The sequence below is a fragment of the Chryseobacterium ginsenosidimutans genome (genome assembly GCF_039536845.1).
Lineage (GTDB): Bacteria > Bacteroidota > Bacteroidia > Flavobacteriales > Weeksellaceae > Chryseobacterium > Chryseobacterium ginsenosidimutans_B.
Map to the genome: position 1 here is coordinate 94028 of NZ_BAAAZJ010000009.1, position 14326 is coordinate 108353.

A 14326-nucleotide genomic window follows, 5' to 3' on the forward strand; every position below is an offset into this window, starting at 1 on the left:
TTAAATTCAATTCGTGAAAATTTATTAAATTTGAGAATCTAGATATAAAAGTAAAATGAGATATCATCAGTCGGGAAATATCCCACCAAAAAGACATACGATTTTCAAATCTCCGGAAGATAAATTCTATTACGAACAGCTTTTCGGGACGGAAGGTTTTCACGGAATTTCTTCCCTGTTGTACCATATTCACCGTCCGACTCAGATAAAATCTATCGGTGAAGCAAAAGATGTAACACCGAAAATTGCTGTTGATAAAAACGTTACGCCAAGAATGTTTAAAGGAATGAACGTCACTCCTGAAGACGATTTTATGGACAGCCGAAAGTTTTTGATGGTAAACAATGACCTGAAAATGGGATTGTCGAAACCTAGAAAATCAATGGATTATTTCTACAAAAATGCTGAATGTGACGAACTTTTATATGTTCACAACGGAAGCGGGATTTTAAAAACTTTCGTTGGAAATCTTGAGTTTTCCGTTGGTGATTATTTAATTATCCCGAGAGGTACGATTTATCAGGTTGAATTAAAATCTGACGACACCGTTTTCTTCGTGGTAGAAAGTCATTCTCCGATTTACACTCCGAAGAGATACAGAAACGAATTCGGGCAGCTTTTAGAGCATTCTCCGTTCTGCGAAAGAGATATCATCGCGCCGACATTTGTTGAACCAAAAGACGAAAAAGGAGAATTTTTAATTAAAGTAAAAAAAGAAAATCAAATCACAGATTTCATTTACGCAACGCACCCTTTCGATGTTGTAGGTTGGGACGGGTATTTTTATCCTTATAAATTTAATATCAAAAATTTCGAACCGATTACAGGTAGAATTCACCAACCGCCGCCGGTTCACCAGACTTTTGAAGCGCATAATTTCGTGGTTTGCTCGTTCTGTGCAAGAATGTATGACTATCATCCGATGGCAATTCCTGCGCCTTATAATCACTCAAATATTGATTCTGATGAAGTTTTATTCTACACAGAAGGTGATTTCATGAGCCGTAATCATATTGATTTGATGGATTTTACGCTTCACCCGGGAGGAATCGTTCACGGACCTCACCCGGGAGCAATGGAAAGAAGTATCGGTAAAAAATTCACTGAGGAATATGCGGTGATGGTTGATCCTTTCCGTCCATTAAAACTTACCGAAGAAGCATTAAAAGTTGAAGATCCTTCTTACAAAACTTCTTGGCTAGAAGAACAGGATAAAACAATGGAAGACCGTTCTCAGGAATAAAAAATAATTTAAAAATAACAGAAAGGGCTGAATGTACTGCATTTAGCCCTTTTTATTTATTAGATTTAACTAAAACATGACAAATATCTGAGAATATTTGGACTTCATAAAAACAATATAAACTATCTTTAAAACTAAGAAAAATTCATAAAAAATTTCAATATGCATAATTACATCAGCGCAGAAGAAGCTATTTATACCATCAAAAGCGGAAACCGTGTTTTCTTTCACGGAAGCGCGTGCACTCCGAATTATTTAATTGACGAATTAGCAAGACAGTCTCACCGATTGGATAATGTAGAAATGGTTTCTATTACCCAACAGGGAAATGTGGAAATTGCCAAACCTGAATATAAAGATAAATTTTTTGTTAACTCATTATTTGTTTCTACACCCGTTCGTGATGCGGTGAATTCTGATCGAGGCGATTTCGTGCCTGTATTTTTAAGTGAAATTCCGATTTTATTCAGAAAAAATATTTTACCGTTGGATGTGGCTTTAATCACCGTTTCACCACCTGACAAACACGGATTTTGTACATTGGGAACTTCGGTTGATGTAGCAAGATCTGCGGTGGACACTGCAAAAATTATTGTGGCAATTGTTAATCCTTTAATGCCAAGAACTCACGGTGACGGAATGATTCACATCAGCAGAATCAATAAATTGGTTTGGCATGAAGAAGAACTTCCGACGATCGATTATGGAGCAAAAGTCGGTCCTGAAGAAATGTTGGTTGGTAAAAATGTTGCAGAACTTATCGAAGACAAATCAACATTACAAATGGGAATCGGAACCATTCCCGATGCGGTTTTAAAATGTCTGAATAATCATAAAGACTTAGGCGTTCACACAGAAATGTTGAGTGACGGAGTGATTGATTTGATTCAAAATGATGTCATCAATAATAAATACAAAGGCTACAACGATAATAAAACGGTCACAAGTTTCTGTTTTGGAACGAGAAAACTTTATGATTACGTTGATGATAACACGGTTTTCTCATTTAATGATGTAGGAACGGTCAACTTTCCGATTAATATTATGAAAAACAAAAAAGTGGTCGCTATTAATTCTGCCATTGAAATTGATCTCACAGGACAGGTCTGTGCAGATTCCATCGGAACGATTCAATATAGCGGAATTGGCGGTCAGATGGACTTCATGCGAGGTGCAGCTTTGAGTGAAGACGGAAAACCCATTATTGCCATTACTTCAAGAACGAAAAAGGGAGTTTCCAGAATTGTTCCTTATCTTAAACAGGGAGCCGGAGTTGTGACAACAAGAGGTCACATTCATTGGGTTGTTACAGAATATGGAACCGCTTATTTATATGGAAAAAACCTTCGTCAGAGAGCTCAGGAGTTAATCAGCATTGCACATCCTGATGACAGAGAAATGCTGGAAAAAGCTGCCTATGAAAGATTTAAACATTAGATCCTATTTTAAATCTTTTCATGTTTATTTCTTATTTAATCTAAAAAAAACGTATCTTCAATTTAACATAATGAAATAGTAAAAAATACTCAATCATTTGGCAGTATATTTGCAAAAAAGCTTTTTAAACATAGGAAATTGAAAACTATATATAATTCAATAAGAGAAGAGGTTATAAAGCATTCTAAGGTGAAGAATTCGGTTCTGGGGAATGTAGATGAATGGAAGAGAAGCCATTATATTATTCTTTCCGAAATCATTAAAGATGAATTATCCGAAGCTGAAGAACTAAAAGGAGGAAAAAAATTTGAGATAGGAAATACTATTTCACATGTTACCTTACAACGTTTTTTCGAAAATGATTATCAGGATAAAACACATAACGATCTCAGATTTTTAAAAACCTTGGATAAAATCTGTATTTTCTTAGGATATAAAGACTTAAACGCTTACATACAATTTGTAAAGGAGAAAAAGCAGGAAAACGACGACAGTAATAATCAGAAATTCCTTCAGATCGTATACGATTACTGTTCAACTGTTTTTGAATTTTATAAACAATTTCCGAATCACAAAACTGAATTTTTCAAAGAGTTGGTTTTCGACGAATCTCCGTTTTTGGAAAGAGCTTCACAATTCAGCAAAGAATTATGTGACCGGGATTTTCAATTGGTTACCAAAAACAACCGTTCGAATTATGAAGTTTTTGATATTCATATTGTTACCGACGAACCTGATAAAAAAATCCTTGAATCTCAGGAATTCTGGAATCTCCTATTCAAAGTCGGAGAAACCGGGCAAGAACATTTTGTCAATCAGCTAAATACTCAGATTTATTTCATCCGTAAAATTAATAACGTCTGGAAAATTTGGGATAATTACAATCCCAATGCAGGAAGACTTAATAATATTAAATAAAAGAAAGCCGTAGGAAAATTCCTGCGGCTTTCGTGTTTCGAAGTTATTTTTTTTTCACTTGTCGTGACTACAAAAATACAAATCTTAACAGCAACATAATAAACTTAAGCATACTTAAATGAACTCTTCTTTAAGCATTTATTAAACTTGCCTAACGTTTGTTTGTTTATATTTTTCGTATTAGTAAGAAATTCGTAATTTGCATACCCATAAATATAAAAGTAAAAATAGAAAATATGTCAACACTTACATTTGCCGAAAAAATAGCTCAAGCAGAGAATTTTTTGCCGATTAATGGTACAGATTACATTGAGTTTTATGTAGGAAATGCTAAACAGTCTGCTCATTTTTATAAAACCGCTTTTGGTTTTCAGTCTGTAGCATACGCTGGTCCTGAAACAGGAGTAAGAGACCGTGCATCTTATGTTCTTCAACAAGGAAAAATAAGATTGATCTTAACAACCGGTCTTAAATCTGATTCACCAATCAGCGAGCACGTAAAAAAACACGGTGATGGAGTGAAAATTTTGGCACTTTGGGTAGATGATGCTTATCAGGCTTTCGAAGAAACAACAAAAAGAGGCGGAAAACCTTATTTGGAGCCGGTAACTTTGACAGACGAACACGGTGAAGTAAGAATGTCCGGAATCTATACTTACGGAGAAACTGTTCACATGTTTATTGAAAGAAAAAACTATACAGGACCTTTCATGCCTGGTTATGAAAAATGGGAAAGCTCTTATCAGCCTGAAGATGCAGGTTTATTATATGTTGACCACTGCGTAGGAAATGTAGGTTGGGACAGAATGATCCCAACGGTTGAATGGTATGAAAAAGTAATGGGATTTGTAAACATCCTTTCTTTTGACGACAAACAGATCAACACAGAATATTCTGCTTTGATGTCTAAAGTAATGTCAAACGGAAACGGATTCGCAAAATTCCCTATCAATGAGCCTGCAGAAGGTAAAAAGAAATCTCAGGTAGAAGAATATCTTGATTTCTATGAAGGTGAAGGTGTACAGCACATTGCCGTTGCTACAAAAGACATCATTCACACAGTAACCGAGCTTAAAAAACGTGGTGTAGAATTCCTTTCTGCTCCACCTGAAGCTTATTATGACATGGTTCCTGAAAGAGTTGGTCACATCGATGAAGATCTAAAGAAATTACAAGATCTTGGCATCTTAATTGATCATGATGAGGAAGGTTATTTATTACAGATCTTTACGAAGCCTGTAGAAGACCGTCCTACTCTTTTCTTTGAAATTATTGAAAGACACGGTGCTCAAAGTTTCGGTGCAGGTAACTTCAAAGCATTGTTCGAAGCATTGGAAAGAGAACAGGAAAAAAGAGGAAATCTTTAATTTTAAATACAATACAAAGTTTTGTCAGGATGAAAAGTCTTGACAAAACTTTTTTATAAAACACATTATTTATGAAGAAAATTTTCGTTGGAATTTTATTTTTTGGAGCAACATTTGGATTAAAAGCTCAATACGGTTCATTAAATGATATTCTTACCCGACTTGAAGAAAGAAAAGGAGTAAATCAACATCTGGAAACTGTAAATATTGATAACAAGAAATTTGTTTTCATTAAAGACGAAACAGACCACACGGAAAGGGATTTTATTGTTATTAAAGGAAACAAAGTTACTTATGTAGAAGTTTTCGATGACAAAACTACGGGAGAAACAAGCTCCAATGTTTTTTCGGGCGATATTGTCAGAAACAAAAAAAACATTATTTCTTTGAGAGCAGATATGCTGGAAAACCAAAAAGTTCCGATTCCGGTTACCAAAACTTTATTATTGACAAGACAGGATGATATTCTGTATCTTATCGATATTAATACAAGAGCCAGATGGATTGACGAAGAATCTTTTTCTAAAACAAAGGCTAAGGCTAAAAAATAAATATTTTGATACGTCACTACAAATAAGGTGAAAATCTGCAAAGATGATTCGGTAGCGGCAAAGCGATTTATTAATAATTTCAATTAAACATTCGAAATATTTTAAAACTAAAATTTTAACGGATTTTCATTTAATCCAAATCAAATTCAAAAATTATGAAATCATTTGTAGAGTATTCATCAAATTCAGATTTTTCAATACATAATATTCCGTTCGGAGTAGCGGTTTTCAACAAAGAATATATCGCATGTTGTACAAGAATCGGAGATCAGATTGTTGATCTTGCTGCACTGTTCGACCTTGGTTATTTTGAAGAAATAGAAGGTCTTGACGATAATTTTTTCGAAGCTTATACCTTAAATGAATTCATCGAACTGGGGAAACCAATTACGAATGCCGTTCGTTTGAAAATTCAGGAATTATTACTGGAGGGTTCAATTTTGTCTAAAGACGAAAAAACAATAGAAGATGCTTTTTATGACTTGGATCAAGTAAAAATGATGATGCCTGTTCATATTCCTAATTACACGGATTTTTACAGCAGCATCGAACACGCAACCAATGTTGGAAAAATGTTCAGAGATCCTGCAAATGCATTATTACCAAACTGGAAACATTTGCCTGTAGGCTATCATGGTAGAGCTTCATCGATCGTAGTTTCAGGAACAGATATTATTCGTCCGAAAGGTCAGACAAAACCTGCAGATGTAGAAAAACCTGTTTTCGGACCTTCAAAACAATTGGATTTTGAACTGGAAATGGCCTTTATCATTAATCAGAATACAGAAATGGGTGAAAGTATTTCTACAAAAGAAGCTGAAGGCGCAATTTTCGGAATGGTGGTTTTCAACGACTGGTCTGCAAGAGATATTCAGTCTTGGGAATATGTTCCGTTAGGACCATTTTTAGGTAAAAATTTCGGTTCATCAGTTTCTCCTTGGGTTGTTACTCTTGAGGCTTTAGAACCATTCAGAACAGCTTCTCCTGTACAAGATCCTGAAGTTTTAGATTATTTGAAATTTGAGGGAGATAAAAATTATGATATTAATTTAGAAGTTTACTTACAGCCTGAAAACGGTGAAGAAAATTTAATTTCCGAAAGCAATTACAAACATATGTACTGGAATATGACTCAGCAATTGGCTCATCACACAGTAAATGGCTGCAACGTTGAAGTTGGTGATATGTACGCAAGTGGAACGATTTCAGGAAGTGATCCAAAATCTTTCGGTTCTATGCTTGAATTAACTTGGAGAGGTCAGAATCCGATCCAATTAAGCAACGGACAGGAAAGAAAATTCATCGATGACAATGACACGGTAACTATGAAAGCCTGGGCTGAAAAAGACGGTGTAAGAGTTGGTTTCGGTGAAGTTTCCGGTAAAATTGTTCCTGCAAAATAAATCTTTAAACTTTAAATAATAATATTAGATGCTTCGACAGGCTCAGCATGACATCGCTACAAATTTACTGCTAAAATTAAGACAGTTAGTGTCAGAAATGTCATGCTGAGCCTGTCGAAGCATTTTTAATATTATAAATATTTAAATAACTTTTGTGGTTAAATAAAAAATGAAAACAGTAATCCCATCCGAAATAACCCCTGTACAACTACAACTTGTCATGCAAACTGCCGTTTCACCGCGTCCGATTGCTTTGGCTTCAACGGTTGATAAAGAAGGAAACAGCAATTTATCGCCATTCAGCTTTTTCAATATGTTCAGTACAGTTCCACCTATTTTGATTTTTTCACCATCGAGAAGAGTTCGTGACAATACAACAAAACATACGTTGGAAAACGTTTTGGAAACTTCTGAAGTCGTAATCGGAACAGTTAATTTCCCAATTGTACAGCAGATTTCTTTGGCCTCAACAGAATATGGAGATGGTGTAAACGAATTTATCAAGTCTGGATTAACAATGAAAGATGCTGATTTGGTTAAGCCTAAATTAATCGAGGAATGCCCTGTAAACTTTGAATGTAAAGTTTTAGAAGTAAAACATTTGGGAGATCAGGGCGGTGCCGGAAATCTGGTAATTTGTGAAGTTCAGAAAATTCATATCAGAGAAGAATATTTGGATGAGCAAGGTAATCTGGATCAGGCAAAATTGGATATGGTGGCTCGTTTAGGCGGAAACTGGTATTCCAGAAATAACGAAAATAACCTTTTTGAAGTGCCAAAACCTTTGGTGACAAAAGGAATTGGTTTTGATCTTCTTCCTGATGCCATAAAATACAGTAAAGTCTTCACCGGAAATGATTTAGGAATGCTTGCAAATGTTGAGGTTTTGCCCACAGGAGATTATCATGCAGATGAAAATATTCATTTGGAAGCTCAAAAATTATTATTGGAAAGTAAAATTAACGAAGCCTGGAAAATTTTAATTAAATAATATTTAAACCATTAAGATATTTGTTAAGGAGTTAAGAGTATTAAGCTTTTTCTTTAAAATTTAAGTTTCACAGTAATTGTTCTTAATAAAACTTAACAACTTAATTTTCCTTAATAGTTCAAATTAAAAATAAAAGGAGTGAAAAATTTTCACTCCTTTCTTTATTCGTTGACAATTTTTTTATTTATAAATTCAATACAATTTTCAGTTAGGATATTCAAATCTTTTGGTAATTCACTTTCTTCCCAAGGCTCTTTTGCACCAAAAGTATGATTCGCATTTTCGATTAAAAATAACTCAGAATTCGGGTTCAAAATATGAAGATGTTCTGCATTTTTCACGCTCACACTTTCATCATTTGCCCCATGAATAATCAAAACATGAGCTTTTGCCATTTCAGTCGCTCTTTCTACATCAAATCGATGTTCGTCTTTCTCAAAATCTTCATAAAACTGGTAATAATGAGGCATTTCCTGTTTCGTCCGTCCGTTTGTGACATAATAAACACCTGCTTCTTTCCATTTTTCAAAAGCATCATTTTTAGGAAAACGATCTAAAGTGTCAACACTTGCCAACGTAATCAAACCATTGATTCTTTCGTCTTCATACGTTTTAATAATAGAAATCCCTCCTCCTCTACTATGACCGATTAAAACTATCTTCTGATCATCAACTTTAGAATCCTTAACAAAATAATCAATCACAGCTCCCAAATCCGAAAGTTCTTTAGAATAATTGTTATTCCCGAAAGCTTCCAGATCAGCAAAATTGTGAGGATCTTCAATCGTCGTTCCGTTATGAGAAAAATTAAACTTAATAAAGAAAAACCCAGCTTCTGCAAACTTTTCTGCCATCACATTCCAGGCTCCCCAATCTTTATAACCTTTATACCCATGAACGAAAATGACTAATGGCAATTTTTCACCTGTCTCAGGATAAAATGCATCGGCAAGAAAATCTCTGGTTTCAGGATTTGAAATGATAATATTTTGTTTTTTGATGATATCCATATTTTGTTTTATGTATATTAAATAACCATATTTCTTTGTCATTCCGTAGGAATCTCGGCAATACCAACTTTAAAAATAATGTCTAGATTCCTACGGAATGACAAAAGGGATGTTTAAAAACCTTTATTAAATTTGATTTTTCACTTAAAAATATTAAAAATAGAATTAAACACAAAGGAAAACCTTATTTTTGCTCTATGTTGGATTTAAGAACGGTAACCGTAATGCGTTACATTCTGCCGCTTCGTGAGGGAGGTTCTCTTCCGGCTTTGGCAGAAGCTGATGATGATTTTAAATATGTTTTAAAATTCCGTGGCGCAGGACATGGAGTTAAAATGCTGATTTCCGAATTATTAGGAGGAAAAATCACCGAAGCTTTAGGATTAAAAATTCCTGAACTGGTATTGGCAAATCTTGATGTAGATTTTGGAAGAACAGAAGCTGACGAAGAAATTCAGGATCTGTTGAAGTTTTCTGAAGGCTTAAATTTAGGTCTGCATTATCTTTCCGGGTCGATCACTTATGATCCGAGTGTGAAAATTGATCCACTTTTAGCTTCAAAAATTGTCTGGCTGGATGCGTTTATTACCAATATTGACCGTACTTTCAAAAACACCAATCTTTTGATGTGGAATAAAGAATTATGGGTAATCGATAACGGTGCTTCTTTTTATTTCCATCATTCGTGGCAGAATTTTGATACGGCAGCAAAAACGCCGTTCAAATATGTGAAAGATCACGTCCTGCTTCCGCAGGCTACAAAATTGAACGAAGCCGATACATTTGCAAAAGAAATTTTGAATGAAACTCTATTCCGGGAAATTGTAAATTTAATTCCTGAAAACTGGCTTCACTGGAATGATGCAGACGAAACTCCTGAAGAAATCCGTGAAATCTATTTCAACTTCCTGAAAACCCGATTAGAAAATTCTGAAATCTTTTTAAACGAAGCCAAAAATGCAAGAGGATAAAATTTACGAATACGCTGTAATACGCTTGGTTCCGAAGGTTGAAAGAGAAGAGTTTTTCAACATAGGATTGGTGATGTTTTCTAAGAGAGAGAAATTCATTAAAGCTCAATTTTATTTATGCCCTGATAAATTCAGGTTAATGCACAGCAAACTGGATTACGATGACATTATTCAGAATCTGGAAAGTTTCAAGAAAATCGCAGAAGGGACCAAAGATGGCGGACCGATTGCCCAGCTCGAAATTCCTGAACGTTTCCGTTGGCTGACGGCAGTCCGAAGCTCTGTCGTTCAGACATCAAGACCTCATCCCGGAAAATCCAAGGATCTGGAAAAGACTTTTGGTAAACTTTTTGAGGAATTAGTAAAATAACACTCCTCAAAATAATATTTCTATGAAATCATTTAATCACAGTATAATTTACAGGTTTTCTTTAAACCTGTTTTTTATTTTACTTTTAAATTTATTCAGCCTAAGTTATTCTCAATCTCCAATTAATGAATCCCAACTTCCTCCAAGCACCACTCTTCCTGAGAAAACAACTTTTTTAAAAAATATTTCCTATAAAAACGACTATGCAGGAAATCCTGTTCTTTTAGATATTTACGAACCAAAAAATTCTATCACTGAAAAACTTCCGGTAGTTATTTATGTTCACGGCGGAGCATGGGCAAAAGGTGATAAAACTGTAAGAGCCGACAGTTATATTGAAAGTTTTATTTTAAAATTAGTAGAAAAAAATTACGCTGTTATCAGTATTGATAATACTTTGGTGAGTGAAACGGTTCATTTTCCATTGCCTGTTCAGGATACAAAAGATGCCGTAAGATGGGTAAGAAAAAATGCGGAAAAATATCATTTTGATGCCAATAATATCGGTTATTTCGGAGCTTCATCGGGTGCTCATTTATCGATGCTTGCAGCCTATTCCAATGATAATGACTATATCGGAAGTCCCGAGCTCTCATCTTATTCAGGAAAGGTAAATTATGTGGTAAGTAATTTCGGACCGACAGATTTAAATAAACTTTTACATACAAGATTAGGCAAGATTCCTGTATCTATTGTCGGACTTTTTTTTAAACCAATTGTTGAAATCAGACAAAAGTTAGTATTTGGAATTTCAGGATATGATATTAAAAAAGATAAAAGAAAAGCGGTTGAGTATTTAAAAACAGTTTCTCCTATAAATTGTGTCCAAGATGCTGTTCCAACCTTTATTCTTCACGGAGATAAAGATAAAATTGCTCCTATCAATCATTCAAAAAGGCTGGTAAAAAAACTCAAAAAGCAAAATATTGAAACTTCATTAATTGTCATAAAAGATGGAGCTCATGGTTTTGGAACAACTGATAAAGCCTATATGAATCAACTTAATGATGAAATGGTCAATTTCATCGTTTCACACAAAAAATGATTTTTAAAATGAGTTGAATTGTATTTTTTAGTAAATATTTAAAATTAAACTTGATTTAACATTTAGAATTTAACTAATTAAAGTTTTGTGTATCTAAAAATCACAATTCAAACTAATTCCGAATGAAAATAAAAAATCTACTTTCAATTTCCATATTTTGTGTTATTGCAATGTCCTGCAGTTCTGATGATTCTACGGAGCAACCAACGCCAACCGACAATACATCAACAGAAGCCATGTATTTCCCGCCATCAGACAGTGATGCCTGGGAAACAAAATCTATTTCCAATTTAGGATGGCATCAGGATAAAGTTCAGGATTTGCTGACTTATCTTGATACAAAACATTCAAAAAGCTTTATGATTCTTCAAAACGGAAGAATTGTGATGGAAAATTATTTTTCGGGACATACTTCTACAACTCCGTGGTATTGGGCAAGTGCAGGAAAAACATTAACCTCAACCATGACCGGAATTGCAGAACAGGAAGGATTTTTAAATATCAATACTAAAGTTTCAACGTACATCGGAACTGGCTGGACGAGCGAACCTCTAGCTAAAGAAAACCTTATCACCTGCAAAAATTTATTAACCATGACTTCAGGTTTAGATGACAGTTTGGGTGATGATGTAACTCCTGCAAACCTACAATATAAAGCCGATGCAGGAACAAGATGGGCATATCACAATGTGTATGTAAAACTTCAGGATGTTGTTGCAGCTGCAACAGGACAAACCTGGTCACAATATTTCAACACAAAACTGAGGGATAAAATCGGTATGACCGGAAACTGGATCCAAAGTGGAGACAACAGCGTGTATTGGAGTACGACGAGAAGTATGGCACGTTTCGGATTAATGGCTTTAAATAACGGAAACTGGAATGGAACACAAATCATTAACACCAATTATTTTCAAAGCGCTACAACGACTTCCCAAAACATCAATCTTGCTTACGGATATTTGTGGTGGCTGAACGGAAAAACAAGCTATCATATGCCACAGACACAGTTTCAGTTCAATGGAAAACTGATTCCGAGTGCGCCGGATGATATGTTCTGTGCTTTGGGGAAAAATGATCAGAAAATCTATGTTGTTCCAAGCAAAAAACTGGTTATTATCAGAATGGGAGACGCGGCAGACAATGTGAATCTTGCCCTTTCGGATTTCGATGATGTTTTATGGCAAAAAATAAATGCAGTGATTAATTAATTTGATTGTAATTAAAAAACAAATTCACCTATCAACCAGCAATTATAAACCATCAACCGACTTTAATTAATCGGCTCATCATACAACTGGCTTCCCCAAAACTGAATATCTCTTTCGGGCAAACCTGAATGATAAAAGATTTCTTTCACTTCCCCTATAATTTTAGCAACTGCAACAGGGTCGGAAGTTCTGATTCTTGTTTCATGATTATCTTTTACTCCACTTCCCGTAAAGTTAAGAGAACCGAGATAAGCAATCTCATCATCAATAATGTAAATTTTACTGTGAATAAAGGTTTTATTAGTAGAATTTCCGCTATTGGGTGAGACAAAAACTTTAAACGGAAAAAGCTGTTTATAGGTATAATGATAAACTCTCGTTCTTTTAATTTTTTTCACAATAGAATCCCTTACAAAAAACATCAAAACAACGATGATAAATCCAAAGGCAAATTTAAAATTGTTTAAAAGATACATTAACGGAAGCAAAACCACACCCAATCCGATCATTGCAAAAAGTAATGTTCCGGACAGGCTGATAAGATTATCTCTTGTCTGTTTTGCCTTCTCATCAATACGTCTATGCTGAATGATAAGCTTGTGAATATTTTTATCATATCCATAAAAATCTTCAATTTCATCCGTGGTAATCAATCTGATTTTTATTCCTCTTGAATGAAGGTAAATGAGTTCTTTAATCAAAAAAGGTGAAAGATAAGGCGAAACAATCTTCACATTTTTCTGAGCATTTCTGATGTCCTGCATCATCTTTACACCAGCACTTTTTCCTATATAAATATCGCAGACGGCATTGTTATAAAACATATTTTCGAAATCCTTTAATTCACTTTAAAATAAAAGCTTCGCAAGATAAAACCTGCAAAGCAATTATTAAATAGAATTTATAATATTTATTAAAATTATTTTCCCTTTTTCAGCTTTTCAATCCTTTTGATTTCGTTGATTAATAAAGGAAATGCAGGTTGCGCCATTCCGCCGTGATCAAAACCCTGAAGTTCATATAAAGTTGTTTCTTTGTGACCTTTCAGTTTCATCATTCGCGCCATATAAGCGTTTTCCTCATATCTTCCCAGTAATTCTTTTTCTCGATCTCCCGTTATCAGAAGCAAAGGCGGTGCATCGGCTCTGATAAAATGAAGCGGTGCAAAATCATCAATTCTTGCATCCAGCTCATCGATTCCTTTTTCTTTTCTGATAGTAAAATGTGAAATCATCTGTCCGCTGAAAGGAATAATTCCTGCAAATTTATTAGCATCAATTCCATATTTATTCAAATAAGATTTGTCTAAACCAACCATAATGGCAAGATAACCTCCTGTAGAATGGCCTGAAATAAAGATTAAATCTTCACTTCCTCCATAATTTTTAATATTTTTAAAAACCCATGCTGTTGCTGCGGCTGCATCTTCAATATATTTTGGAGCATTTACTTTCGGTGAAAGCCTGTAATTAACTCCAATAATAGCGATTCCTTTATTTTTTAATCCTTCCGGAATTTCTTTTTGTCCACCAGTTAAACCTCCACCATGAAACCAAATAACCGTCGGAAAATTTTTCACATTTTTCGGAATATAAATGTCTAATACACATCTTTCATTGATGTAGGCATCGGATTTATTGGTATTTTCATCGTAATAATGAATGTTATTTTCTGTACGATATTCTTGAGAGAAAAGGGGATTTGAAAATATCGTTAGAATTAAAAATATCAGAATCCTGTTCATTGTAAGCTTTTAATATTTAAATATACAAAATTTACATTGTCTCATTTTGATAAATAAATATTTAT

14 protein-coding genes are annotated in these 14326 nt (G+C 34.4%); 11 read left to right on the forward strand and 3 right to left on the reverse strand.

What is annotated here, in order from left to right:
- Positions 1 to 55 precede the first annotated feature (55 nt).
- From ABD745_RS10480 to ABD745_RS10510, 7 genes are all read left to right on the forward strand, one after another.
- Complete coding sequence (locus tag ABD745_RS10480) at positions 56 to 1243, forward strand: homogentisate 1,2-dioxygenase (protein WP_344828996.1); 1188 nt, start codon at positions 56 to 58, stop codon at positions 1241 to 1243.
- A gap of 162 nt (positions 1244 to 1405) precedes the next feature.
- Complete coding sequence (locus ABD745_RS10485; RefSeq protein ID WP_344828998.1) at positions 1406 to 2680, forward strand: acetyl-CoA hydrolase/transferase family protein; 1275 nt, start codon at positions 1406 to 1408, stop codon at positions 2678 to 2680.
- 138 nt (positions 2681 to 2818) lie between these two features.
- A complete protein-coding gene (locus tag ABD745_RS10490; protein WP_344829000.1) occupies positions 2819 to 3598 on the forward strand; it encodes a hypothetical protein in 780 nt (259 codons plus the stop codon).
- A gap of 236 nt (positions 3599 to 3834) precedes the next feature.
- On the forward strand, positions 3835 to 4965 hold the full coding sequence (hppD, locus tag ABD745_RS10495) for a 4-hydroxyphenylpyruvate dioxygenase (RefSeq protein ID WP_344829002.1): 1131 nt from the start codon (positions 3835 to 3837) through the stop codon (positions 4963 to 4965).
- Positions 4966 to 5036: 71 nt separating this feature from the next.
- Positions 5037 to 5516 carry a hypothetical protein gene (locus ABD745_RS10500; RefSeq protein ID WP_344829004.1) on the forward strand — a complete coding sequence of 160 codons (480 nt, stop codon included), beginning with the start codon at positions 5037 to 5039 and terminating at the stop codon, positions 5514 to 5516.
- A 155-nt stretch (positions 5517 to 5671) separates the two neighbouring features.
- Positions 5672 to 6919 (forward strand): fumarylacetoacetase, encoded by a 1248-nt coding sequence (gene fahA / locus ABD745_RS10505; RefSeq protein ID WP_344829006.1) that lies wholly within the window; start codon positions 5672 to 5674, stop codon positions 6917 to 6919.
- A gap of 169 nt (positions 6920 to 7088) precedes the next feature.
- Positions 7089 to 7910, forward strand: a complete 822-nt coding sequence (locus tag ABD745_RS10510; RefSeq protein WP_344829008.1) for a flavin reductase family protein — start codon at positions 7089 to 7091, stop codon at positions 7908 to 7910.
- Between the two features lie 161 nt (positions 7911 to 8071).
- On the opposite strand, the gene ABD745_RS10515 is transcribed toward ABD745_RS10510, so the two are convergent.
- Complete coding sequence (locus ABD745_RS10515) at positions 8072 to 8920, reverse strand: alpha/beta hydrolase family protein (RefSeq protein WP_344829010.1); 849 nt, start codon at positions 8918 to 8920, stop codon at positions 8072 to 8074.
- A 197-nt stretch (positions 8921 to 9117) separates the two neighbouring features.
- Here ABD745_RS10515 and ABD745_RS10520 point away from each other — a divergent pair, with 197 nt between their 5' ends.
- The 4 genes from ABD745_RS10520 to ABD745_RS10535 all read left to right on the forward strand — a co-directional run bounded on the left by ABD745_RS10520 (position 9118) and on the right by ABD745_RS10535 (position 12517).
- A complete protein-coding gene (locus tag ABD745_RS10520; RefSeq protein WP_344829012.1) occupies positions 9118 to 9891 on the forward strand; it encodes a HipA family kinase in 774 nt (257 codons plus the stop codon).
- Positions 9878 to 10261 carry a DUF3037 domain-containing protein gene (locus ABD745_RS10525; RefSeq protein WP_344829014.1) on the forward strand — a complete coding sequence of 128 codons (384 nt, stop codon included), beginning with the start codon at positions 9878 to 9880 and terminating at the stop codon, positions 10259 to 10261. Before ABD745_RS10520 ends, ABD745_RS10525 begins: the two co-directional genes overlap by 14 nt.
- Positions 10262 to 10283: 22 nt before the next feature.
- Positions 10284 to 11306, forward strand: coding sequence for a prolyl oligopeptidase family serine peptidase (locus ABD745_RS10530; protein ID WP_344829016.1), 1023 nt, complete (start codon positions 10284 to 10286; stop codon positions 11304 to 11306).
- A 122-nt stretch (positions 11307 to 11428) separates the two neighbouring features.
- Positions 11429 to 12517, forward strand: a complete 1089-nt coding sequence (locus ABD745_RS10535; protein WP_344829018.1) for a serine hydrolase domain-containing protein — start codon at positions 11429 to 11431, stop codon at positions 12515 to 12517.
- Positions 12518 to 12579: 62 nt separating this feature from the next.
- Here ABD745_RS10535 and ABD745_RS10540 read toward each other — a convergent pair whose 3' ends face one another.
- Together ABD745_RS10540 and ABD745_RS10545 are read right to left on the reverse strand one after the other, a co-directional pair.
- Positions 12580 to 13341 carry a phospholipase D-like domain-containing protein gene (locus ABD745_RS10540; protein WP_344829020.1) on the reverse strand — a complete coding sequence of 254 codons (762 nt, stop codon included), beginning with the start codon at positions 13339 to 13341 and terminating at the stop codon, positions 12580 to 12582.
- Between the two features lie 95 nt (positions 13342 to 13436).
- A complete protein-coding gene (locus ABD745_RS10545) occupies positions 13437 to 14261 on the reverse strand; it encodes an alpha/beta hydrolase (protein ID WP_344829022.1) in 825 nt (274 codons plus the stop codon).
- Positions 14262 to 14326 lie beyond the last annotated feature (65 nt).

Coding starts and splice junctions, on each gene's coding strand:
- ABD745_RS10545 (WP_344829022.1), bottom strand. CDS start 14,261: ATGAACAGGATTCTGATATTTTTAATTCTAACGATATTTTCAAATCCC.
- ABD745_RS10515 (WP_344829010.1), bottom strand. CDS start 8,920: ATGGATATCATCAAAAAACAAAATATTATCATTTCAAATCCTGAAACC.
- ABD745_RS10520 (WP_344829012.1), top strand. CDS start 9,118: ATGTTGGATTTAAGAACGGTAACCGTAATGCGTTACATTCTGCCGCTT.
- ABD745_RS10525 (WP_344829014.1), top strand. CDS start 9,878: ATGCAAGAGGATAAAATTTACGAATACGCTGTAATACGCTTGGTTCCG.
- fahA (WP_344829006.1), top strand. CDS start 5,672: ATGAAATCATTTGTAGAGTATTCATCAAATTCAGATTTTTCAATACAT.
- ABD745_RS10535 (WP_344829018.1), top strand. CDS start 11,429: ATGAAAATAAAAAATCTACTTTCAATTTCCATATTTTGTGTTATTGCA.
- ABD745_RS10540 (WP_344829020.1), bottom strand. CDS start 13,341: ATGTTTTATAACAATGCCGTCTGCGATATTTATATAGGAAAAAGTGCT.
- ABD745_RS10485 (WP_344828998.1), top strand. CDS start 1,406: ATGCATAATTACATCAGCGCAGAAGAAGCTATTTATACCATCAAAAGC.
- hppD (WP_344829002.1), top strand. CDS start 3,835: ATGTCAACACTTACATTTGCCGAAAAAATAGCTCAAGCAGAGAATTTT.
- ABD745_RS10530 (WP_344829016.1), top strand. CDS start 10,284: ATGAAATCATTTAATCACAGTATAATTTACAGGTTTTCTTTAAACCTG.
- ABD745_RS10510 (WP_344829008.1), top strand. CDS start 7,089: ATGAAAACAGTAATCCCATCCGAAATAACCCCTGTACAACTACAACTT.
- ABD745_RS10480 (WP_344828996.1), top strand. CDS start 56: ATGAGATATCATCAGTCGGGAAATATCCCACCAAAAAGACATACGATT.
- ABD745_RS10500 (WP_344829004.1), top strand. CDS start 5,037: ATGAAGAAAATTTTCGTTGGAATTTTATTTTTTGGAGCAACATTTGGA.